The 23,351-nt window shown below is 62.6% G+C and carries 19 protein-coding genes and 3 pseudogenes; 17 read left to right on the forward strand and 5 right to left on the reverse strand.

Translation table 11 applies throughout. From position 1 onward, the window contains the following. Positions 1-55: 55 nt before the first annotated feature. The 9 genes and pseudogenes from AC0V8S_RS28730 to AC0V8S_RS28770 all read left to right on the forward strand — a co-directional run bounded on the left by AC0V8S_RS28730 (position 56) and on the right by AC0V8S_RS28770 (position 11,115). Positions 56-1,220 (forward strand): annotated as a pseudogene (locus tag AC0V8S_RS28730) (isovaleryl-CoA dehydrogenase). 2 nt (positions 1,221-1,222) lie between these two features. Continuing rightward, the gene (locus AC0V8S_RS28735; protein WP_475434815.1) at positions 1,223-2,830 is read left to right on the forward strand and encodes a carboxyl transferase domain-containing protein; all 1,608 of its coding nucleotides are present in this window, start codon (positions 1,223-1,225) and stop codon (positions 2,828-2,830) included. Position 2,831: 1 nt separating this feature from the next. Continuing rightward, complete coding sequence (locus AC0V8S_RS28740; protein WP_475434817.1) at positions 2,832-3,362, forward strand: O-acetyl-ADP-ribose deacetylase; 531 nt, start codon at positions 2,832-2,834, stop codon at positions 3,360-3,362. 231 nt (positions 3,363-3,593) lie between these two features. Next, the gene (locus AC0V8S_RS28745) at positions 3,594-3,860 is read left to right on the forward strand and encodes a hypothetical protein (RefSeq protein ID WP_348524629.1); all 267 of its coding nucleotides are present in this window, start codon (positions 3,594-3,596) and stop codon (positions 3,858-3,860) included. Positions 3,861-4,183: 323 nt separating this feature from the next. Continuing rightward, entirely contained in the window at positions 4,184-6,148 is a 1,965-nt protein-coding gene (locus AC0V8S_RS28750) for an acetyl/propionyl/methylcrotonyl-CoA carboxylase subunit alpha (RefSeq protein ID WP_475434820.1), read from the forward strand. Positions 6,149-6,530: 382 nt separating this feature from the next. After that, positions 6,531-7,027, forward strand: a pseudogene (locus AC0V8S_RS28755) (Csu type fimbrial protein). 25 nt (positions 7,028-7,052) lie between these two features. Next, positions 7,053-7,769, forward strand: a complete 717-nt coding sequence (locus AC0V8S_RS28760) for a fimbrial biogenesis chaperone (protein WP_183457763.1) — start codon at positions 7,053-7,055, stop codon at positions 7,767-7,769. After that, positions 7,741-10,162: pseudogene (locus AC0V8S_RS28765) on the forward strand (fimbria/pilus outer membrane usher protein). Before AC0V8S_RS28760 ends, AC0V8S_RS28765 begins: the two are co-directional and overlap by 29 nt. Before the next feature lie 14 nt (positions 10,163-10,176). Then, positions 10,177-11,115, forward strand: coding sequence for a Csu type fimbrial protein (locus AC0V8S_RS28770; RefSeq protein WP_475434822.1), 939 nt, complete (start codon positions 10,177-10,179; stop codon positions 11,113-11,115). Positions 11,116-11,186: 71 nt separating this feature from the next. On the opposite strand, the gene AC0V8S_RS28775 is transcribed toward AC0V8S_RS28770, so the two are convergent. Together AC0V8S_RS28775 and AC0V8S_RS28780 are read right to left on the reverse strand one after the other, a co-directional pair. After that, entirely contained in the window at positions 11,187-12,308 is a 1,122-nt protein-coding gene (locus AC0V8S_RS28775) for a branched-chain amino acid ABC transporter substrate-binding protein (protein ID WP_475434824.1), read from the reverse strand. Between the two features lie 419 nt (positions 12,309-12,727). After that, positions 12,728-12,994 (reverse strand): SEL1-like repeat protein, encoded by a 267-nt coding sequence (locus AC0V8S_RS28780; RefSeq protein WP_010915070.1) that lies wholly within the window; start codon positions 12,992-12,994, stop codon positions 12,728-12,730. Positions 12,995-13,432: 438 nt separating this feature from the next. Between AC0V8S_RS28780 and AC0V8S_RS28785 the strand changes: the two genes are divergently transcribed. From AC0V8S_RS28785 to AC0V8S_RS28805, 5 genes are all read left to right on the forward strand, one after another. After that, a complete protein-coding gene (locus tag AC0V8S_RS28785) occupies positions 13,433-13,774 on the forward strand; it encodes a DUF2147 domain-containing protein (protein WP_475434828.1) in 342 nt (113 codons plus the stop codon). A gap of 223 nt (positions 13,775-13,997) precedes the next feature. Further along, positions 13,998-14,150, forward strand: a complete 153-nt coding sequence (locus AC0V8S_RS28790) for a hypothetical protein (RefSeq protein WP_179298143.1) — start codon at positions 13,998-14,000, stop codon at positions 14,148-14,150. Positions 14,151-14,189: 39 nt separating this feature from the next. Beyond that, positions 14,190-14,384, forward strand: a complete 195-nt coding sequence (locus tag AC0V8S_RS28795; protein WP_095203188.1) for a hypothetical protein — start codon at positions 14,190-14,192, stop codon at positions 14,382-14,384. Positions 14,385-14,500: 116 nt separating this feature from the next. After that, positions 14,501-15,961 (forward strand): AMP nucleosidase, encoded by a 1,461-nt coding sequence (locus AC0V8S_RS28800; RefSeq protein ID WP_475434831.1) that lies wholly within the window; start codon positions 14,501-14,503, stop codon positions 15,959-15,961. A 132-nt stretch (positions 15,962-16,093) separates the two neighbouring features. After that, complete coding sequence (locus AC0V8S_RS28805; protein WP_475438714.1) at positions 16,094-17,104, forward strand: endonuclease/exonuclease/phosphatase family protein; 1,011 nt, start codon at positions 16,094-16,096, stop codon at positions 17,102-17,104. Positions 17,105-17,134: 30 nt separating this feature from the next. Here AC0V8S_RS28805 and AC0V8S_RS28810 read toward each other — a convergent pair whose 3' ends face one another. Beyond that, positions 17,135-17,731: a DUF922 domain-containing Zn-dependent protease gene (locus AC0V8S_RS28810; protein ID WP_475434833.1), complete on the reverse strand. Its 597-nt coding sequence runs from the start codon at positions 17,729-17,731 to the stop codon at positions 17,135-17,137. 136 nt (positions 17,732-17,867) lie between these two features. Beyond that, entirely contained in the window at positions 17,868-19,547 is a 1,680-nt protein-coding gene (locus AC0V8S_RS28815; protein WP_475434834.1) for an electron transfer flavoprotein-ubiquinone oxidoreductase, read from the reverse strand. 219 nt (positions 19,548-19,766) lie between these two features. On the opposite strand from AC0V8S_RS28815, the gene AC0V8S_RS28820 reads away from it, so the two are divergent. The 3 genes from AC0V8S_RS28820 to AC0V8S_RS28830 are packed head-to-tail and all read left to right on the forward strand — an operon-like array spanning position 19,767 to position 22,201. Continuing rightward, complete coding sequence (locus AC0V8S_RS28820; protein WP_183457737.1) at positions 19,767-20,411, forward strand: hypothetical protein; 645 nt, start codon at positions 19,767-19,769, stop codon at positions 20,409-20,411. Positions 20,412-20,462: 51 nt separating this feature from the next. After that, on the forward strand, positions 20,463-21,335 hold the full coding sequence (locus tag AC0V8S_RS28825; protein ID WP_475434836.1) for a uracil-DNA glycosylase: 873 nt from the start codon (positions 20,463-20,465) through the stop codon (positions 21,333-21,335). 53 nt (positions 21,336-21,388) lie between these two features. Continuing rightward, positions 21,389-22,201: a helix-turn-helix domain-containing protein gene (locus AC0V8S_RS28830; RefSeq protein ID WP_475434838.1), complete on the forward strand. Its 813-nt coding sequence runs from the start codon at positions 21,389-21,391 to the stop codon at positions 22,199-22,201. Here AC0V8S_RS28830 and AC0V8S_RS28835 read toward each other — a convergent pair whose 3' ends face one another. Beyond that, positions 22,202-23,167: a DMT family transporter gene (locus AC0V8S_RS28835; RefSeq protein WP_475434840.1), complete on the reverse strand. Its 966-nt coding sequence runs from the start codon at positions 23,165-23,167 to the stop codon at positions 22,202-22,204. It lies immediately after the preceding gene. Positions 23,168-23,351 lie beyond the last annotated feature (184 nt).

A 23,351-nucleotide genomic window follows, 5' to 3' on the forward strand; every position in this document is an offset into this window, starting at 1 on the left:
GATCCTTTCCGAAAATCGAAGTCGATTTTCGGGGTCATGCGGCAGGAGGAACGCCATGTACACGAACACGCTCAGCTTCGGGCATGACGAGGACATCGAGGCGTTGCGCGACCTGGTGCGGCGCTTCGCCCAGGACAGGATCGCGCCGATCGCCGGCGACATCGATCGCCAGAACGAATTTCCGGCGCATCTGTGGCGCGAGCTCGGAGAACTCGGCCTGCTCGGCATCACCGCCGATCCCGATTTCGGCGGCAGCGGCATGGGCTACCTCGCCCATGTGATCGCGGTGGAAGAGATTTCCCGCGCCTCGGCTTCAGTCGGCCTCTCCTACGGCGCCCATTCCAATCTTTGCGTCAACCAGATCAACCGCTGGGCAACGCCGGCGCAGAAGGGAAAGATTCCTGCCGCCGCTGTGTTCGGGCGAGCGCGTTGGCGCGCTGGCGATGTCGGAATCCGGCGCCGGCTCCGACGTCGTCTCGCTCAAGCTGCGTGCCGAAAAGCGCAACGACCGCTATGTGCTCAACGGCACCAAGATGTGGATCACCAACGGGCCGGACGCCGATACGCTGGTCGTCTACGCCAAGACCGATCCGGAGCGGAAATCGCGCGGCATCACCGCTTTCATCGTCGAGAAGGCGATGACGGGATTCTCCGTGGCGCAGAAACTCGACAAGCTCGGCATGCGCGGCTCCAACACCGGGGAGTTGGTGTTCGAGGATGTCGAGGTGCCGTTCGACAACGTGCTGCATGAAGAAGGACGTGGCGTCGAGGTGCTGATGTCGGGCCTCGACTACGAGCGCACGGTGCTTGCCGGCGGCCCGATCGGCCTGATGGCCGCCTGCCTCGATGTGGCGATCCCCTATGTGCACGACCGCAAGCAGTTCGGTCAGCCGATCGGCGAATTCCAGCTGGTGCAAGGCAAGCTGGCCGACATGTACACGGTGATGAACGCCGCGCGCGCTTACGTCTACGCCGTCGCGGCCGCCTGCGACCGCGGCCAGACGACCCGCAAGGATGCCGCCGGCTGCGTGCTGTTCGCCGCCGAGAAGGCGACGCAGATGGCGCTCGACGCGCTTCAGCTGCTGGGCGGCAATGGCTATATCAACGACTATCCGACCGGCCGCTTGCTGCGCGACGCCAAGCTCTACGAGATCGGCGCCGGCACCAGCGAAATCCGGCGCTGGTTGATCGGCCGCGAGATCATGGCGGAGGGGGTGTGAGCATGGCCGTCCTGCAAACCCAGATCTCCCCCTCCTCCGACACCTTTCGCGCCAATGCCGAACGCATGCGCGAACTGGTCGCTGATATCGCCGAAAAGGCTGCCACCGTTGAGCGCGGCGGCTCGGAGGAGGCACGCGAGCGCCATGTCGGCCGCGGCAAGCTGTTGCCGCGCGAACGGCTCGCGCAATTGCTCGACACCGGCTCGCCGTTCCTCGAGATCGGCCAGTTCGCGGCGTGGTCAATGTATGGCGAGGAGATTTCCTCGGCCGGCATGATCGCCGGCGTCGGCCGGGTCGAGGGCACCGAGGTGATGATCGTCGTCAACGACGCCACGGTGAAGGGTGGCACCTACTATCCGCTGACGGTGAAAAAGCACCTGCGCGCCCAGGAGATCGCGCTGCAGAACAATCTGCCCTGCATCTATCTGGTCGACAGCGGCGGCGCCAACCTGCCCAACCAGGACGAGGTGTTTCCCGACCGCGAGCATTTCGGCCGCATCTTCTACAACCAGGCCAACATGTCAGCTGCCGGCATTCCGCAGATCGCCTGCGTCATGGGGTCCTGCACGGCTGGCGGCGCCTATGTGCCGGCAATGTCGGACGAGACGATCATGGTGCGCAACCAGGCGACCATTTTTCTCGGCGGCCCGCCGCTGGTGAAGGCGGCCACTGGTGAAGACGTCAGCGCCGAGGATCTCGGCGGCGCGGATGTGCATACGCGGCTTTCCGGCGTCGCCGACCATTATGCGATGGACGACGAACATGCGCTCGCCATCTGCCGTCGCATCATCAAAAACCTGAATCGGAACAAGACCGTAAGCCTTAACTTACAGAGATCGATTCCGCCGCTTCATCCGGCGAGTGAACTCTACGGCGTCGTGCCGACCGACCTGCGCCAGCCCTATGATGTGCGCGACGTGATCGCGCGCCTTGTCGATGGTTCCGAATTCGACGAGTTCAAGCAGAATTACGGCACGACGCTGATCACCGGTTTTGCCCATCTCCACGGCATGCCGGTCGGCATCATCGCCAACAATGGTGTGCTGTTTTCCGAAAGCGCATTGAAGGGCGCGCACTTCATCGAATTGTGCTGCCAGCGCAGGATCCCGCTGGTCTTCCTGCAAAACATCACCGGCTTCATGGTCGGCCGGAAATACGAGGCCGGCGGCATCGCCAAGGACGGCGCCAAGCTGGTGATGGCGGTTGCCACCGCCAGGGTGCCGAAGGTGACCGTCATCATCGGCGGTTCGTTCGGTGCCGGCAATTACGGCATGTGCGGCCGGGCCTATTCGCCGCGCTTCCTGTGGATGTGGCCGAACGCCCGCATCTCGGTGATGGGCGGCGAGCAGGCGGCGACCGTGCTTGCCATGGTCAAGCGCGAGGGCATCGAGCGCAAGGGCGGGGAATGGAGCGCGGAGGAGGAGGCCAAATTCAAGAAGCCGATCCTGATGAAATACGAGCATGAGGGCCATCCGCTCTACTCGTCCGCCCGTCTCTGGGACGACGGCATCATCGATCCGGCGAAGACGCGCGAAGTGCTGGCGCTCAGCCTTTCCGCGGCGCTCAACGCCGAAATCGAGGACACGCGCTTCGGCGTGTTCAGGATGTGAGATGAGCAAGGCGCTGGACAGACTCCGCATCCACACCGGCGACATCACGAAACTGGATGTCGACGCTATCGTCAATGCCGCCAATTCGTCGCTGCTGGGCGGCGGCGGGGTCGATGGCGCCATCCATCGCGCGGCGGGCCGCGAGCTCGAGTTCGAATGCCGGATGCTGAACGGATGCAAGGTCGGCGACGCCAAGATCACCAAGGGTTATAAACTGCCGGCTCGGCACATCATCCACACGGTCGGACCAGTCTGGCTAGGCGGCGGCAAGGGCGAAGCCGAACTGCTGGCCTCGTGCTATCGCAGGTCGCTGGAACTCGCGGCCGCCAATGGCTGCCGCACGGTGGCGTTTCCGGCGATCTCGACCGGTGTTTATCGCTACCCGAAAGATGAGGCGACCGAGATCGCCGTCAGCACGGTCAGCATGGTCGTCGAAGAGAAAAACATGCCCGAAACCGTCATCTTCTGCTGCTTCGACGAGCAAACGGCGCAACTATACCGACGAACCGTTGCTGCGCTTGGGGAAGGCTGAACTGTATGGACCAATCGATTCATCAGCATAGGCAAACTCGAATCCCCGCCAACGAACTGGCGGCGGGGCAAAATATTCGCTACTGCTCGCCCTGTTCAGATCAATGGGGACAGGGTGGAAATGAACCTGAAATATTGCCGGATAGCTGCCGCTTCGATACTTTCCCTCCCTCTAATATTCTCGACAACGGGGTACAGCCAGGCCGGGTCGCTTTCAGGCAGCAAGGGAGACGTGCGTTTTCCGCCGACCATGGGCTCGGATCCGAAGAGCGAATGCAACGTTGCCTACAAGGCCTATGTCGCGGCGAGCGGTCATTCGGCCTACGCCACGACCTTTTATTCGCGCGTTGTCGACCTCTACATCATCTGCGGCACGAAGCTCAACGCGCCGTCCCAGAAGGCAGCGGAAGAAATGGCGCTGCGCGGCTGCCAGGCCGGCCTGTCGAAGTGGAAGGTCAAGACCGCAAGCGGCGGCTGCGCGATCTCGGCATCGAAGTAGGCAGGCGGGCGTCATTGGTAGAGCACTCCCTTGGTAAGGGAGTGCTCTACGCGCGGCGGACTGCAAAGCAGCATCCGGCGAGGGGAAAGCCTATCCATGTAGGTTTGCGGGACAGCGCCCCCCTCTGTCCTGCCGGACATCTCCCCCACTTGGGGGGAGATCGATCGGCGCCTCGGCTATCGCCAACTCCCACCATTGAAAGAAGAGCGGCAGCGCTGCAGCTGCCAATCTCCCCCCCTCGTGGGGGAGATGTCCGGCAGGACAGAGGGGGGCGCGAAGGAACGCCTGCATCGCTTTCAGCAAGCCCTGGCTATGGAGGCTCCATGTTCAGCAAAATCCTGATCGCCAATCGGGGCGAGATCGCGTGTCGTGTGATCCGCACGGCCCGCAAGCTTGGTGTGCGCACCGTCGCCGTCTATTCGGATGCCGACGCGAAATCGCTGCATGTCGAAATGGCCGACGAGGCTGTTCATATTGGCCCCTCGCCTGTCGGCGAGAGCTATCTGCGCGGCGACAAGATTGTCGCAGCGGCGCTTTCGACGGGGGCGCGGGCCATCCATCCCGGTTACGGCTTCCTGTCCGAAAATCCTGATTTCGTCGACCAGGTGGTGGCAGCGGGACTCACCTTCATCGGCCCGTCGGCGGCCTCGATCCGTGCCATGGGACTCAAGGACGCCGCCAAGCGGCTGATGGAAAAGGCCGGCGTGCCGGTGGTGCCGGGCTATCATGGCGAGGCGCAGGAGATCGTGCTGCTTGCGTCCAAGGCACGCGAAATCGGTTATCCCGTATTGATCAAGGCGCGCGCCGGCGGCGGCGGCAAGGGCATGCGGCGCGTCGAGCATCCCGATGATTTCTCCGAGGCGCTGTCTAGCGCCCGGCGCGAAGCGAAAGCCGCGTTCGGCGACGACCGCGTGCTGGTCGAAAAATATGTCGACAAGCCCCGGCACATCGAAGTGCAGGTGTTCGGCGACAATTTCGGCAATGCCGTGCATCTCTTCGAACGCGACTGCTCGGCGCAGCGCCGCCACCAGAAGGTGATCGAGGAAGCGCCCGCCCCCGGTATGACGCCGGCTTTGCGCAAGGCGATGACGGAAGCGGCGGTGAAGGCCGCCAAGGCGATCAACTATTCCGGCGCGGGCACCATCGAATTCATCGTCGATGCCTCGCAAGGCCTCCAGGCCGACCGCTTCTGGTTCATGGAAATGAACACGCGCCTGCAGGTCGAGCATCCCGTCACCGAAATGGTCACCGGCACCGATCTGGTCGAATGGCAGCTGCGGGTCGCCAGCGGCGAAAAGCTGCCGAAGACGCAGACCGAGATCGTGCTTGCCGGCCATGCCTTCGAGGCGCGCATCTATGCGGAGGACGCGGCAAAAGGGTTCCTGCCGGCAACGGGCACGCTGCACCATTTGAAGTTTCCGGAGGCTGCACCCGATGGTGCCGCGATGCGCATCGAAACCGGTGTACGGGCCGGCGATGCCATCTCGCCCTATTACGATCCGATGATCGCCAAGCTGGTCGTCCATGCAAAGGACCGGCAAACCGCTCTAGAGGCCCTCGGCGCGGCGCTGTCGCAGACCGAGATCGCCGGCTCCACCGTCAACACCGCCTTTCTTGCAGCCCTCGCCGGCGATCCGGACTTTTGCGCTGGTGACGTCGACACAGGCCTGATCGGCAGACATCAGGCAGCCCTGACCGAGTTCGCACCGCCGACCGGCGAAATCGTCGCGGCAGCCGCCCTTGCCGCCTCCGGTGCGGAAGCTTTGCCGCCATCGAACGAGCCATGGTCTTCGCTTTCCGGCTACGCGCATTTCCACGGCGTGGCGCGGCGCACGCGGCTGAAGTTCGGCGAGGCCGATATACTGGCAAAGGTGTCGGTGCGGCCGGACGGGCGCTTCCAGGTGGCGCTCGGCGCGCCCTATGACAGCGCCAATGCACATGATTTTCGCGCCGTTCCTCGCCTCGCCCGCTGGCCAGGCCACGTCACGGTGTTCGAAGGCGCCGTCGGCTATACATTCGCAGTGCCGGATCCCTTGGCCAGGAGCGACGACGCGGCGGCCGCCTCCGGCAGCCTGCGCGCACCGATGCCGGGCCTGGTCAAGCTGGTGCGCGTGGCGAAGGGCGACGCGGTGATCAAGGGACAACCTTTGCTGATCCTCGAGGCGATGAAGATGGAACACACCATCGCCGCCCCGCATGACGGGGTGGTTGCCGAGGTCGCCACGGAAGGTGCACAGGTCACCGACGGGACGGTGCTGGTGCGGTTCGTCGAGGAGCAGAACACGTAGAGCTCGATCCCGAAAACTGGATCCGGTTTTCGGAAATGATCTATCGCGACATCCCAAGGCGCATTGGAAGCGCCATGCCAAAATGAAAGCGGCCGCGACGAGATGGCCGCCGGCAGCGCTCAATCGTGATAAAATATAAAACGCAACCCCTTTTTATATGCCGATATTGTCAATCTCTCTCTTGGCTTATTCAGGGTCAATCAGGTAGAAAAACGGATATATAATATTTTACTTAAAGACCGTTTTACAATCCGCTGGCCTGAAATTTGCTTTAGTTTTATTTATAGCCTATACCTACTCTGGGTTTGATATCTGCAAATGATGGGTTTGCGCTAACGGGATCGGGCGGATTTCGTTACGCGCGCCTTTTCGAGGAAAACCCATGAAGACTTCCATCAAAGCGCTCGCTTTGACCACCGCGTTGACACTGCAGTGGTTCAGTCCCGTACAAGGAGCGACCGCCACCGGCAATATGACAGTCCGGATCACCATTCAGGCGGAGTGCAAGGTTCAGACCGCGACCGATATGGATTTCGGCACGAATGGTGTCATTGACGCCAATGTCGACCAGACCAGCACCATTTCGGTGCAATGCACCAACAGTACGCCCTACAATGTCGGCCTGAGCGCCGGTGTCGGCGCTGGGCAACGATCGCCGTCCGCAAGATGACCGGCCCAGCCGCCGCGGTCGTCAACTACTCGCTTTATCGCGACGTGGCGCGAGCCCAGCTATGGGGCACCACCATAGGCACCGACACGGTGGCAGGCACCGGTAATGGCGCCGCGCAACCACTTACGGTTTATGGCCGCGTGCCGCCGCAAACAACGCCTGGTGCGGGTGTCTACACAGACACGGTTGCGATCACCGTCACCTACTAAGCTGCTTTCAAACACGGAGGACGCCATGCGTTCCATGCTCAAAAGCATTAGCGCGATCGCGCTTTTGCTCCTCGCGGCCGGTTTGGCGCAAGCAGCGTCGCTTCGGGTGGCGCCGACCAGCATCGAGATGATCGCGCCGGACAGCGCGGCGGTCTTGACCCTGCGCAACGAGGCGAAACGGCCCATCAACGTACAGATAAGAGTGTTTCGCTGGACTCAAGAGGGCGGCATCGAACGGCTCGAGCCGACCAGTGATGTTGTTGCCAGTCCCCCGGCTGCGAAGCTTGGCCCCGGCGCCGACTATCTGGTGCGGGTTGTGCGGGCATCGAAATCAGCCGTTGCAGGCGAGGAAAGCTATCGTGTGATCATCGACGAACTTCCTGATCCGTCGAGAAAGAGGGCCGGTACCGTCAGTCTGGTCCTGCGCTATTCGGTTCCGGTGTTCTTTCGCAATCCCGACGCGGCTGCTCCAAATGTTTCCTGGAGCCTCTCCGGCAAGGGGCGCGGGCTGCTCCTGACAGCAAAAAACACCGGCGAAAGTCGCTTGAGATTGTCCGATTTGACGCTGACGCAGAGCGGGCGAAAACTCGGCAACCGCAACGGTCTTGTCGGCTATGTGCTCGGCGGTGCGACCATGCAATGGCCGATCGCGGGGAAGACGCTTTCGGGCGGAGCGGTTTCGCTGTCGGCCCAGAGCGATTTTGGACCGTTCGATGCCAACGTTTCGATCAAGGGCCAGTAGGGTCGCGATCGCCGCTGTCGTGGCCGCATTTTCCACCATGCAGGTCAAAGCACAAGATGTGTTGCCGACCCCCGCGGCAACAGGCTCCGCGGCGGCTCCAGCCGACGGCCGCGATCTGTATCTGGAAGTCTTCGTCAACGATGTCTCGACCGGGTTGATCGGCGCTTTCAGGCAGCTGTCGGATGGCGGCCTGGCTTCTACGCCAGACGAATTGCAGCAGGTTGGGCTGCAACCTGTCGAAAGTGCGATGGGTGCCGATCACCTAGTGCGGGTCGATCGGCTCCCTGACGTCTCCTATCGTATCGATGAAGCGACCCAACGTCTCTATGTGACGGCCACCAATGCGGCACGCTCCGCCCACGTCATCGACATCGCTCCGCGGGGTAAGCAGGACAGGCTCGAGCCGCAATCCGGCTTTGGCGGCGTGCTGAACTACTCCCTGTTCGCCAGCATCAACGATCTGAAGGATCCTACCTTGCAGCTCTTTAGTGGCGTCTCAGGCGGTTTCGATGCGCGGCTTTTCAGCCCTTATGGAACGTTGAGCCAAGGCTTTATCGTTAGCCTGTCAGACGGCGAACTTGACGGCTTCACCCGGCTGAACACGACCTGGAGTTATTCCGATCCCGAGCGGTTGCTGACCTACAAGGCGGGTGACTTCGTCTCGGGTGGGCTGGCATGGACAAGGCCGGTGTATCTCGGCGGCTTTCAGGTCCAGCGCAATTTTTCCTTGCGTTCCGATCTCGTCACCTTGCCGCTTCCGAGCTTCTCGGGAACAGCTGCTGTCCCCTCCACGCTCGAAGTCTATACGCAGAATGTGCGGACCTATACCAGCGACGTCCCGGCCGGGCCGTTTCAGGTGACAAACCTGCCAATATTCACCGGAGCTGGCCAAGCCCAAATTGTGCTGCGCGACAGCCTCGGCCGCGAAACCACCGTGACGTTGCCATTCTACAATTCCAGCATGCTTCTGAAACGGGGCCTGCTCGACTTCTCCGCCGAGGTCGGCTCTCCGCGGCGCAATTTCGGTGTCGAATCGTATGATTATGACGGCGGCATCTATGGCTCGGCAAGCGCGCGCTATGGGCTGACCAACCGGTTGACACTGGAAGGCCACGTCGAAGGCGGCGAAGATCTTGTGAATGGCGGCGCCGGCATAGCCTTTCCGCTCAGCTATTTCGGCGCAGCCTCCATTGCTGCGGCCGGCAGTCGTCACAATGGCCAGACGGGCGCGCTCATCAACGCCTCGCTTGAGCTGAGCTACGATGGGTGGTCGCTCTATGGCCGCATGCAGCGCGCGTTGGGGACTACGAGGACATTGCATCGGTCACCGCCGAAATCAATGCTGTACCGGGTCCGAACGAGTTCCCGATCTTCACAGCCGGCGTTCCTCGCGCGCTCGACCAGGTAACGCTGAGCGTGCCGATGCCGCTTGATTTTTCAAACCTCAACCTCTCCTACGCGCACCTTAAGAGCGCCGATGGAGAGAGCAGCCAGATCGTCGGCGTTTCGTACAGCCAGACAGTGTTCAAGGACAGCAGCTTCTATGCCACCGCCTTCACCGACCTTGACGACAAAAACAGCTTTGGCGTGTTTGCGGGCATCTCCGTGCCGCTCGGCCGTGATGTCACCGCCTCGACCGGGGTCGCAGGCGGCCCCGACGGCGTGTCGGTGGTCGCCGACATCGCCAAGTCCGAACGGCTGGAGAACGGCAGCATCGGCTGGCGTGCCAGGACGTCCGAGGGCGGCACACCCAACCGGTCTGCGGCCGTCAGCTACCGTTCACCATGGGCGCGCGTAGAGGCCGGCATCCAGCAATTCGACAAGAGCGTTCGCGGAACCGCAGAGGTCGATGGGGCAATCGCCGTCGCCGGCGGCGGCGTTTTGCCACCAACCACATCAACGACGCGTTCGCGGTTGTCGATGTCGGTGTTGCTGGCGTGGAAGTCCAGCACCAGAACAGGCGGGTCGGCGTCAGCAACCGGCAGGGAAAGATCCTGGTTCCCGATCTGAACTCCTACGAAGACAATACCATTTCCATTGATCCAAGGAACTTGCCGGTCGATGCCGATGTGCCGGAGACACGCAAAATCGTCGTGCCGGCTGGTCGAAGTGGCGTCGTCCTGGATTTCGGCGTCTCAAAGGCTGCCAATGCGGCGCTTGTCTCCCTGGTCGACAGCAAAGGCACGCCGATCGCCGTTGGCGCCAAGGGCCGTGTCGAGGGCGCCGACGAGGAATTCGTGATCGGCTATGACGGCGAGGCCTATATCCGCACCCTCCACCGACAAAATGCCGTGGCCATTGAATTGCCGGATGGCAGCTCGTGTCGAGCTGAATTCGCCTATCGAGCGGTACCCGGCCAACAGGTGGTCATAAAGCAGGTCATCTGTTCTTGAGGCGAGGACGAACAATGCTGCGTTTCGCTATGCTGTTGGCCGCCCTGCTCTTGCCGACCGTTGGCTGGGCCCAAAGCTGCAGCTTTGGCGTATCGGCGATGAATTTCGGATCGGTCGACACGCTTTCCGGTTCACCGACCAATTCAACAGCCACGCTCAGCGTAAACTGCTCCGGATTGTTGTTGCAGCGCATCCTCATCTGTCCAAATCTGGGTACGGGCAGCGGCGGCGCGACGGCTTCTGCTCGTCAAATGCTGAGCGGCGCCAATCATCTCGACTACCAGCTCTATTCGGATTCCGCGCGCTCGGTGGTGTGGGGCTCCTATGCGTGGCCGTATCCGCCGACGGCGCCGGGCTTTGCGCTGACGCTGAACGCGCTCGGCAGCGGTTCGGCCAGCCAGACGATCTATGGCGCGGTATCGGGTGGACAGGCGACCGCGGTGCCGTCGACCTATCTCTCCACATTTTCCGGGAGCCACGTCGAGTTCCGCTATCGAGCCACTCTCAGCAACGATTGCAGCACCAGTGCAGGCTCCGTCGACAGACCCACATTCACGATCAACGCGATCGTTCCGGCCAATTGTCTGCTGGCAATCCAGAACATCGATTTCGGATCAAACGGCATTCTGGGCGCCAATGTCGATGCGACTGGCGGGGTTTCCATCACCTGCACCCCGGGCACGCCCTATACAGTGTCGCTCAGCAACGGAACGACTGGTTCGGCCCCAACCGCGCGCAAGATGTCCAAGGGTGTGGAAACCGTAACCTACGGCCTCTACAAGGATAACGCACGCAGCCAGGTGTGGGGCGACGCAGCGACGCCAGGCAGTACGGTTGCGGGAAGCGGCAGCGGTGCGGCGCAAAATCTCACCATCTACGGCCGTGTTCCCGCGCAAATGACACCTTCGGCCGGCGTCTATACCGATACCGTTGTCGTTACCGTGACCTATTAGGCCGCTGCATCAGAGCGCCGCGCGTCCAGAAGAACGCGCGGCGCTGCAATGCCGCTAGATGATGTCGGCGATTACTGCGCGATCGGCGCGTATTTGCCGTCATGCCACTGGTTGATGTCGTAGCTGGCATTCTTGAGGTCACCCTTTTCGTCGAAGGTGACGTCGCCGACCACAGTGCTGATCGGCGTGCCGTTTTTCAACGCTTCGGCAACCTTGGCCGGATCGTCGCTGCCGGCGCGCTTGATGCCTTCAGCGAAAGCCTGGACCACGGCATAGGAGAACAGCGTGAAGCCTTCCGGCACGAAGCCGCCAGCCTTGATCTTCTCGACGGCGGCCTTGGCTTCCGGCTTTGCCTGCGGGTCCGACGGGAAGACGAACATGGTGCCTTCGCCGGCCGGGCCAGCAACCTGCCAGAATTCCGGCGAAGCGATCGAGTCCGGCATGATCAGCTGGAACTTCAGGTTCTGTTCGGCCGACTGACGCAGGATCAGGCCGGCCTCAGGATGGTAGCCGCCGAAATAGACGACGTCGGCCTTGAGATCCTTCAGCTTGGTGACGAGCGCCGAATAGTCCTTCTCGCCGGGATTGATGGCGTCATAGTAGACTTCCTTGAGGCCACCAGTGTTCATGGTTGCCCTGACGGCATCAGCGACGCCCTGACCGTAGGCGCTCTTGTCGTGCAGGATGACGACGTTCTTGCCGGCATACTTCTTGGCGATCCACGGGCCGATAAAGGCGCCCTGCGCGTCGTCACGCGTATAGAGGCGCATGATGGTCGGCCAGCCGGCCTTGGCGGCCGCGTCGGTCAGCACCGGGTTCGAGGACGCCGGGCTCATCATCAGCGAACCGGCTTCGGCATAGACCGCCGAGGCCGGAATGCTCGAGCCCGAGCAGGCATGACCGTCGATGAACTTGACGCCGTTGGCGACGATGCGGTCGGCGACCGACACGGCCTGTTTGGGGTCGCACTGGTCGTCCTCGATGTCGAGCTTGATCATCGAGCCGTTGACACCGCCCGCGGCGTTGATGGCATCGGCGGCGGCCTGCGCGCCCTGCTTGAACTGATCGCCGATGGTGGCGAGCTGTCCGGTCATCGGGCCGACCACCGAAACGGTGATGTCGTCGGCGAATGCGACCGGCGCACTCATCATCAGGCCGAAAATGGCCGCGCTCAAAATACTGATTTTTTTCATAGCAATAGAACTCCTCCACTCACGCGCGGCCGCCCGGCCGCGCTTCTTCCAGAGAGGCGGGACAATTTCATCCTTCATTGGGCCTGTCTAGGCGCATCGGCACCGCTCGATTGGGCCTGCGAGGCGCCATTCAAGCAAAAAGCCACGCCAGCCTTGTTCCGGCTGGTCGTGGCTTTTTTGCCTGTCGGGCTGTTTCCCCAGCGCCCCCGCGCTACGAACCCCAACGTCGCCTTCCCTGTCTTCCCTGCTGACGATGATTCCGATTCTCGGGATCATCGTCCGTCGTACGGCTTGGCCTTTCCGGCTGCCGCATTCTTGTCGTTGATGGCCTGTGGCCCGGCTGTCTGCGCAGCCTTATCCCGGTTTGGCCCGACCGTCTTCGAGCAGTCGTGGCCGGAGCGTCCCCGTCTGCCGGAACTTTAGTGCATGGTCATCCATTCGCGGGCTTCGCGCAGCGCCTTGGCGATCTCGACCTTCGACATGGCCGCCGACAGTTCCGAGCGCAGTTCCGCGGCGCGGGCCGAACCCTTGATGGCGGCGATGTTGAACCATTTGTGGGCGGCGACCACGTCGGTCTCGCAGTCGCGGCCGGTCGCATACATCATGCCCAGTTCGAAAAGAATGTCGGCCTGGGCAGTTGCCCCCATGGCGCCGAAACCTGCTTCAAGCATTTCAAAACGTGCCATTTTAGTCCCCTGTCTGGCTCCCGAGAGCTGCCTCCGTTTGTCTTGTCCGGGCCGCTCTTTCGATGCTTTCGAGAATGCCGGCGAGGCTTGAATCCGTCGTTAAATGGCGTGCTTAATTTGAAGAAAACAAAGCTAAAACAAGAGGTAAACGCCGAAATTCGTTAAGGATACGAAGCCAGCAATTCAGCCGATTTGCGCCAAATTTGACGAAAATTTTCGCGGGCGGAATCAACACTCCGCTAACCACGGGGAACAAACACGATGCACCGGTCGTTTTCATTTCCTTGTCGACAAGGCGGATTCGGGCGCTTTCAAAATCCCAAAGTCTTCCGTTGCGGCACGACTTTTGTTTTGCCGGGAGCTGGATTAGCTTACGTTTGCGTAAGCGGCAGACCGGCGAGGCGGAGAATTCGGCCGGCTATCCAAAGGGAGCAAGACATGTTTCGAAAAGTGAGCCTGGCTCTTGCAGCCACATTGATCATGGCGGGTGCGGCATGGGCCGATCCGATCGAGGGCAACTGGAAGACGCAAGCCGGCGACACCGCCGCCATTTCAGGCAGCGACTCGTTTTCCATCACGCTCAAATCGGGAAAATATGCCGGCAAGACCATCGGCTCGCTGAAGGCGACCGGCGACAACAAATATGCCGGCAGCATCACCGATCCGGCGAACGACAAGACCTATTCCGGCAAGGCGACATTGGCGGGCACCTCGCTCAAGATGAGCGGTTGCGTGCTCGGCGGACTGATCTGCAAGAGCCAGACCTGGCACAAGCTCTGATCGACCATATGCTTGTGACCTGACGACGGGGCCCAGCGGGCCCCGTTTCGTTTCAGCGGCACGTCGAGCCCTGGTGCTCTCGCCCCGCTGGCTGAGGCCGTCCAGGCTCGCGGCGACCCGGTCAGATCCCGTCAATCAATTTGAACCCCAGATGAACGCCGGCATCAGAGCCGGTTCAGAGGCGTTGCGGCATTCTCTCGCGTGTTGAAGGAGACACGACCCAATGCTTGCTCGCCGCTTCACCATCGTCTGCCTGCTGATGAGCCTGTTTGGAATGTTCTTCGCCATCCTCGTCGCTGAAGCGGGCCGTTCCCCCCGCTCCTGGGACCAAGCCAGTTCCTGCCAATTCGATTGCGTGAACCATTTTCGCCGCTGAAGCGACAAAGACACAGATCCAAAGAGAAAAGCAAAAGCCATGAACCGTATCGCCGCCAATACCCTCCAGACCCTTCGGCTCCTGCCGCGGGCTGCGCTCGTCCTGGTGGCTCTTTCAGCGCCGGTTCTGGCCGTACCGATGATGCGCGCCGACGCCGGCTCGACGATCGAGGCGCCGGCCCTGAGGAATTCAGGCGTGGGTTTCGTTCTTCTGGTCAGCCTGCAGCGCGGATAAAGAAAAATGGCGCTTTGGGCGCCTTCGACTGCGACACCCCTCCCAACCGCTCGTCCAACTCTCTATATTGAGACATGGAAAAGCGAATCTATCCCCAAGCCATCGAATCAGTCGTCATGCCGGAGCCTTTTGGCCGGCAAAGCTTTAACAGCGCCAAAAAAGCCGTTGCGGCGCTGCAGCTGCTTTACGACCGCAACACCAAATTCCTGCGTGACTCCTTTGGGGCGCTTGCCGCCGGCGGCGACAGCAGCAAACGCTACCGCGCCTTCTATCCCGAGATCGGCGTCACCACGAGTTCGTTCACCCAGGTCGACTCGCGCCAGGCCTATGGCCATATGCCGACGCCCGGCCATTTCGCCACCACGATCACGCAGCCGCGGCTGTTCGAGCGGTACCTGATCGAACAGCTGCGCCTGATCATGCGCAACCACGGTGTCGCGGTCACGGTTTCGGAGTCGACCACGCCCATTCCGCTGCATTTCGCCTTCCTGGAGGGAGCTTACGTCGACGGCGCCGCCGCCGAGCGCATCAAGCGGCCGATCCGCGACCTGTTCGACGTGCCGGATCTCGACGGCACCGACGACCAGATCGCCAATGGCACGTTCGAAGTGGCCTTCGGCGAACCAAGGCCGCTGGCGCCGTTCACGGCACAGCGCATCGACTATTCGCTGCACCGCATGACCCATTATACTGCCACCAGCCCGCAGCATTTCCAGAACTTCGTGCTGTTCACCAACTACCAGTTCTACATCGACGAGTTCGTCGCCCGCGCCCGCGACCTGATGGAGAAGGGCGGCGGCGGTTATGCGGAATTCGTCGAGCCGGGCAATGTCGTGACCAAGGCCGGACAGAGCACGCCCAGCGAAGGCGTCGGACCGCAGCGTCTGCCGCAGATGCCGGCCTATCACCTGAAAAAGCCGAACCATGGCGGCATCACCATGGTCAACATCGGTGTTGGCCCTTCCAACGCCAAGACGATCACCGACCATATCGCCGTGCTGAGGCCGCATGCCTGGGTGATGCTTGGCCATTGCGCCGGGCTGCGCAACACCCAGGCGCTCGGCGATTATGTGCTGGCGCATGCCTATGTGCGCGAAGACCACGTGCTGGACGACGACCTTCCGGTCTGGGTGCCGATCCCGCCGCTGGCCGAGATCCAGGTCGCGCTGCAGGAAGCGGTTGCCGAAGTCACCGGCCTGTCCGGCTACGATCTGAAGCGCATCATGCGTACCGGCACGGTCGCCACCATCGACAACCGCAACTGGGAACTGCGCGACCAGCGCGGACCGGTTCAGCGCCTGTCGCAGTCCCGCGCCATCGCGCTCGACATGGAATCGGCGACGATCGCCGCCAATGGCTTCCGCTTCCGCGTGCCCTACGGCACGCTGCTGTGCGTTTCCGACAAGCCACTGCATGGCGAGTTGAAACTGCCTGGCATGGCGACCGAGTTCTACAAGCGGCAGGTGGCGCAGCACCTGACCATCGGCATCAGGGCGATGGAGAAGCTGGCCGAGATGCCGATGGAGCGGCTGCATTCGCGCAAGCTCCGGAGCTTTTCGGAGACAGCGTTCCAGTAGGCGCTCGCCAAGCCTCGGCGAGGCAAATCGTCGTCTTGCTCAGGCCGCATTTTGGCCGATAAGCAGGTCGAACGGATCGTCAGGCGGCATTCGGCAGACACGACCTCAATGATGACAGGCGCGCGCTTGAATATGACGGCTGGGTTGGCATTCCTGGCGATGACGGCACTGTCGGCGGCGCTGTTGGCCGGGTTCTTCGGCACGCTGCATCCGGCGTTCGATTCCTTCTCGCATTTCCGCATGCACTTCAGCGTGCTCATGACGCTTCTGGCACTGCCGCTGCTCGCCAGTTCGTTTCGGCTGCAGGCGGCAGCGGGGCTGGTCTTTGCCATCGCCTGCCTGGCCACGACGGCAAGCGCCCTGCCGAGGCTTTGGCCGCAGCCGGCGGTTGCCAAGCCCGCAGATCAGGCTGTCTACAGCCTGCTGCAGATGAACCTGCGCTTCAACAACCCGACACCGAAGAAAGTGCTCTCCCTGATCGGCCGCACCAACCCGGACGTGATCACCCTCGACGAAGTGTCTGGCATGTGGACGACCGAGCTTGGCACCATCACCAGCGCCTACCCTTACCGTATCCTGTGCCCTTATCCGAACGGCATGTTCGGGGTGGCGCTGCTGTCGCGCCGGCCCTTTTTGGCCGGCACGACACCGCGCTGCGAACCGCGTGGCGCGATGGCGACCGCGACCGTCGACTTCGGCGGGATCGGCGTCGATGTCGCCGCGATCCATCTGAGCTGGCCGTGGCCAAAGGAGCAATACTGGCAGATCGGCGAACTGGCGCAAACATTGGCCGGACTTGGCGAGACCGCGATCATGGCCGGCGATTGCAACGCCGTGCCGTGGAGTGCTGCGGTGCGGCGGGTCGCGACGCTCGGCGGGCTGACACTTATGCCTTCGGCCGGCCCGACCTGGATCCACCGGACACTGCCCGACTTGCTGCGCCGCTATGCAGGCCTGCCGATCGACCAGGTGTTCAGCAAGGGCGGGCTGACAATCCTGTCTTCGACGCGGCTGGAGGATACCGGCTCAGACCATCTGCCGGTGCTGGTCGAGTTCACGCTTCGCCCTGACGACAAGCAGCCTGAGAATGACCACGCCACAGCGCTCGCGGCGAGCGACTTGTCAGCCAAGCCTCACGGCTGAGCGAAGCCCGCGCGCCAGCGGATCACTCGTTCATGGCTTTTTGATCAAGGCAGCGATCAGATGCTCGACATGGCCGCCGTTGCTGTGCTCGCGCCGATCGAAGGCGTTTTGTTTGCCCTCATATTCGGCATAGATAGCCCGGATGCGAAGCTGCGCTTCGCGGCGCGTCTTGTAGCAAGACGGGTCGTTGGCGATCCGCAGGCCGGTTATCGACCTTTCCGTAGCGCGCATCATCTCCCTGGCGATGCGCCCGTGTGTTTCCTCATGGGCGCGAACACCGGCGAAAAACCTGACCCAGCGCCTCTTCAGCTCCGGCGTCGCGGGCGAAGCAAGGCGAGGGAAGGTGTAGAAAAGGTTGAGCGTGCCATTGATCCGCCGCATCCGGCAGAAGCCGTCGCCTTCAGTGGCGTTGAGGTTCCAATCGACGGTATAGGCCGTGGTGGCGATGGCATGCGTCATGAAGCCGTGCCTGGGGCCTTTGCTATCCATCGCGTCGACGAGGGCGGCGCCCGAGCTTCCCGTAATGTCGTAGGTCCGAGTCTGGACGACAGCCCTGGTGCCGGCCAAAGCCTCTGGCGCACACAGCGCCCCGATGGCGACGAGGCATGTCAGAACCGTCCGGCGCATGGCCTTCTCCTTATCCCTGGAGATAGGAACCATAGACCGGTGGCCGTTTCAACGGTTCTACCGGCCTGCGTGACCTCACGGCCAGCCCTCACCTGCATTTTTACTGCAGAGACCTGAACCGCCCGGCCGCGCGAGGTCACATGCCCTGGTAGACCGGACCTTCGCCGCCCTGCGGCGGCACCCAGTTGATGTTCTGGTTTGGGTCCTTGATGTCGCAGGTCTTGCAGTGGACGCAGTTCTGCGCGTTGATGACGAAGCGCACATCCTTCGCCGCCGGATCAGCGGCGGCGTTGCCGTCCTTGTCGACCCATTCATAGACGCCAGCCGGGCAATAGCGTGTCGAAGGTCCGGCGAAGACATCGTGCTCGGAGCGCTGCTGCAAGGCCATGTCGCCGACCAGCAGATGGACCGGCTCGTTTTCCTCATGGTTGGTGTTGGACAGGAACACCGAGGACAGGCGGTCGAAGGTCAGCACACCATCGGGCTTCGGATAGGCTATCTTTTGGTGCTTGGCAGCTGGCTCGAGCGCCGCATAGTCGGCCTTGCCGTGCTTCAGTGTGCCGAAGGGCGAGACGCCGAACAGCGTGTTCAGCCACATATCGAGGCCGCCGAGGCCGACGCCGACGATGGTGCCGAAGCGCGACCACAACGGCTTGACGTTGCGCACCTTCTTCAAATCCTTGCCGATGTCGGTCGCGCGCCAGGCCGCCTCGTAGGAGGAAAGCTCGTCATTGGCGCGGCCAGCGCCGATCGCTTCGGCGACATGTTCGGCCGCCAGCATGCCGGAGAGCACCGCATTGTGCGAACCCTTGATGCGCGGCACGTTGACGAAGCCCGCCGCGCAGCCCATCAGCGCGCCGCCAGGGAAGGACAATTTCGGCACCGACTGCCAGCCTCCCTCGGTGATGGCGCGGGCGCCATAACCCAGGCGCTTGGCGCCTTCGAAGGTGCCGCGGATCGCCGGATGGGTCTTGAAGCGTTGGAATTCCTCGAAGGGCGACAGCCAGGGATTCTTGTAGTTGAGGTGGAGAACGAAGCCGACCGCCACCTGGTTGTCTTCGAGATGGTAGAGGAACGAGCCGCCGCCGGTCTTCATGTCGAGCGGCCAGCCGAAGGAATGCTGCACCAGACCCGGCCGGTGGTTCTCCGGCTTGACCTGCCAGAGTTCTTTCAGGCCGATGCCGTATTTGCCAGGCTCGCGGCCATCGGAAAGCTTGTATTTGGCGATCAGCTGCTTGGCGAGCGAGCCGCGCGCGCCTTCGCCGATCAGCACATATTTGCCCATCAGCGCCATGCCCGGCGCGAAGCCCGGGCCGTGCGTGCCGTCCTTCTCGACGCCCATATCGCCGGTGACGACGCCGGTGACGGCGCCTTCTTCATTGTAGAGCAGGCCTGCGGCGGCAAAGCCCGGATAGATTTCGACGCCAAGCGCCTCGGCCTTGGTGGCCAGCCAGCGGCAGACATTGCCGAGCGAGACGATGTAATTGCCGTGATTGTTCATCAGCGGCGGCATCAGAATGTTGGGCAGGCGGAACGAGCCGGCGGGGCCGAGGACCAGGAAATGATCCGCCGTGACCGGCGTCTTGAAAGGATGGCCCTCCTCCTCGCGCCAACCGGGCAGCAACCGGTCGATGCCGATCGGGTCGACGACGGCGCCGGAGAGAATATGAGCGCCGACCTCGCCGCCCTTTTCCAGCACGACGACGGAAAGCTCGGGATTGACCTGCTTGAGGCGGATGGCCGCGGCAAGGCCGGCCGGACCGGCACCGACGATGACCACGTCGAATTCCATGCTTTCGCGTTTGATATCGCTCATCAACCCCTCCGCACTGGCTTGCCGCTGTTGCGTATCTTGCTGGCTCCTGCGCTGCATAGCGCATCAATTGGCGACAGGAAACCGGCGCATACGTGACAATGCGGATTTGGCCAAAAAGTCGCGCATCCTGCGGCAGGGCAGCCGTTCGTGCCCGGCGAGACCGCCGCGCTTGCGTTTTTTAATTGTTCGGCGGCTTGCTTATCGGCCATACTTCCCGCCATGCGCATTCCTGGGCCAGCCGGCTTTCCTTCGACGCGCTTTCTTTTGTCGCCCGGCCGGGCCTGCCGGGCGATTCTTCTGGCCCTTATGACGTCGGCACCAGGGCACGCCGCCGCGGACGAGGTGAAGGTCTGGGCGACAGGCGCCTACTCCTTCTCCGACGAACTTGGCGGCTTCCGCATCACCGGAGCCTCCGGCATCGGAACCAAGGACGATCCGCTGGTCATCACCGAAGAATTGAATTCGGCGACACCCGTGACGCTGACCATCCGCACGACAAAGCCGATCGAGACATTCGGCAAGGCGGGCGAGTTCGCCAATGGCATAATGTATATGCGCATCGACGTGCTCAACAACAGCGGCCAGGCCTGGATCGAGTTCCAGTTCGAGCTTCAGGAGATACTCGATCAGCCCAGCGTTTTTGGAGACGGGCTTTCCTTCGACCAGCGCAACAAGACGCCCGAAAATATCTGGTCGAGCAATTTCGCCGACTTCGACCGCGACTTCGAACCCTATGACCGGCTGCTGTTCAAGAACGGCAAGGTCGACCCGCTGAAGACCGTTAGCTTCGAGTTCCTGATGACGGATTACACGCCACGATGGACCTTCTATCTGGTGCAGGATCCGCGCATCCCGACCGGATAGGGCAAGCAGCCGGTCTTGCAAATTGCAGCCGTGCGGACGAATGTGCGCGCCATGACTGCCGCCTCCCCCACAAGCCCGACCGATATTGCCGACATCCTGGCGTTCTATGCCAGCGCCGGCGTCGATGAGGCGCTGGAAGACGCCCCTGTCAACCGCTTCGCCGAGGCGGCGCCGAGGCCCGTCGAGCGTGCACCGGCAGCGGCGGCGCCGCCTCGCGAAGACAAGACGCCGGAGCGGCCCGCGGCATCGTCCGGGTTGGATGCGAGCCGGGTGCCGGACGCGCCAGCCCGTTCATCGGTCGCCGCCGTGCCAGACGAAGCTCAGGCAGCACTTGCGCGCCAGTTGGCGACAATGGCAACAACCCTGGACGAGTTGCGCCAGCACATGGCGGCATTCGACGGCTGCAATCTCAAGGCCACCGCCAAGAACCTGGTGTTCGCCGATGGCAACCCGGAGGCCGCGGTCATGCTGGTGGGCGAAGCGCCGGGCCGCGATGAGGACATTGAGGGGCTGCCCTTCGTCGGCCGCTCGGGCCGGCTGCTCGACCGCATGCTGGCCGCGATCGGGCTCGACCGCAGCTCGGTCTACATTGCCAACGTCATTCCCTGGCGGCCGCCGGGCAACCGCACGCCGACGCCGCACGAGACCGAAATCTGCCGGCCGTTCATCGAGCGGCAGATCGAGCTGGTCAATCCCAAGGTGCTGGTCAATCTCGGCGGGCCGTCGGCCAAGACCTTGCTCAACACCTCGGAAGGCATTTTGCGGCTGCGTGGCAACTGGCGTGCCCACACCACGGCCTCCGGCATCGCCATTCCGGCCATGCCGACGCTGCACCCGGCCTATCTCCTGCGGACGCCGGCGCACAAGAAGCTGGCATGGCGGGATTTTCTTGAGGTCAAGGCGAAGCTGCGGGCGCTCTCCTAGCGATAACCTCGCAGGTAATTGAAATGTCGTCCCCGTCAGCCTAACCATCCCCCATGACATCAGCCCAGACCTCCGCCGGCAGCCTCATCCGCGAATGGCGCACGCGCCGCCGCATGAGCCAGCTCGACCTCGCCATGGAGGCTGAGATTTCGCAGCGGCATCTCTCCTTCGTAGAAAGCGGGCGCGCCGCACCCTCGCGCGACATGGTCTTGCATCTGGCGGAGCAGCTTTCGATCCCGCTGAGGCAACGCAATCAGTTGCTGCTGGCGGCAGGCTTTGCGCCGAGCTTCAGCGAACGGCCGCTCTCCGACACGACGCTGGCGCCGGCGATGGCGGCGGTCGAGATCGTGCTCAAGGGACATGAGCCCTTCCCGGCGCTGGCGGTGGACCGGCACTGGAACCTGGTTTCGGCGAATGCCGCGATCGCTCCCTTCCTCGCCGATGTCAGCGAGGCTTCGCTGCTGGCGCCCCCGGTCAACGTGCTTCGCCTCAGCCTGCACCCCGGTGGCATCGCACCGCGCATCGTCAACCTCGCGGAATGGCGCACGCATCTGCTTGAACGTCTCAAGCACCAGAACGATGCCAGCGGCGATCCGGTGCTGGTCGAACTGGAGCGCGAGCTGCGCAGCTATCCGTCCGGCCTCAAGGGCAACAGGCCAACGCCCGTCGAGCCAAACGCCATCGTGCATCCGCTGCGTCTCGCGCATGGCGATCAGGTGCTGTCGTTCATCAGCACCATCACCGTGTTCGGCACACCGCTCGATGTGACTTTGTCGGAACTGGCGATTGAGTCATTTTTCCCGGCCGACGAGCAAACTCGCGCGGTGCTGGTGCGGCTGGCGAAGGAGCGGTCGGAACGGTCCTGATCAGCCTTGTGGCAGCGTCACCTTGCGCGTTCGGGTGCGCTCCAGGCCGAGTTGCCGCTCACGCCAGATGATGAAGACGCCGGCGGCCACCACGATCGCACCGCCAATCAGCGTGTTGAGCGAGGTCACGTCGCCGAAAACGAGATAGCCGACGACGACGCCGAGGATCATCGAGGTGTATTCGAACGGTGCCACCACCGAGGCCTCGGCATGGCGATAGGCCGAGGTCATCAGGATCTGGCCGAGGCCGCCGCAGAAGCCGGCCATGACGAGCAGCGCGGCTTGTGCCGGCGCCAGAGCTTGCCAACCGAAAGGCAGCGTCAGCAGCGAGAGCACGCTGGCGGTCGACGAAAACCATAACACGATGGTAGCCGTCTTCTCCGTCTGCACGAGATTGCGCACAAGCAGCATGGCGACTGCCGAGATCGCCGCGGCCACCAGCGCGGCCATGACGCCCAGGACTTCCTGGTCGTCGAGCGCTTCATCCGAGTTGAGCAGGGTCAGTTCCGGCCAGGAAATGATGAGCACGCCAATGAGACCGACGGCGACCGCGCTCCAGCGATAGACGCGGATCGTCTCGCCAAGGAAGACGGAGGAGAACACCACGACCAGCAGCGGCTGCGCGTAGTTCAGGGTGATCGCCTCCGGCAGCGGCAGCCTGGTCAGCGCGAAGAAGCCAAGCCCCATTGCGCCAACGCCGACGACGCCGCGCGCGACGTGGTTGAAGGGACGTTTCGTGACGAATGCCGTCGCCAGCTGTCCCTTCAATGCCAGGAAAGCAATGATCGGGAAGATGGCGAAGAAAGAGCGGAAGAATACGATCTGCCCGGCCGGCACGTCGCCGGCCGCCTTGATGCAGGTTTGCATGGCGACAAAGACCGCCACCGAGACGATCTTCAGCGCGATGCCCCTTAGCGTGCCGTGGCCGCTGGTCGTTTCTGGCTCGGTCCCCTTTCCTGACGTCACGTCGGCGATGGGCCCATGCCGAATTTCGGTGTGACGACGGTCATGACTGCCTCGTGAGGATGTGGAGAAGGAACGCCTGAAGGCATCGGCTGAGTTTTGTCGAGGGACTGTTTCGTGTAAAGAGCGCGGACTTCAAATTTCTTGGACCAGCGGGAACGTCCGCTTCCAACGCAATCGACAGGAA

The sequence above is a fragment of the Mesorhizobium oxytropidicola genome (assembly GCF_056174625.1).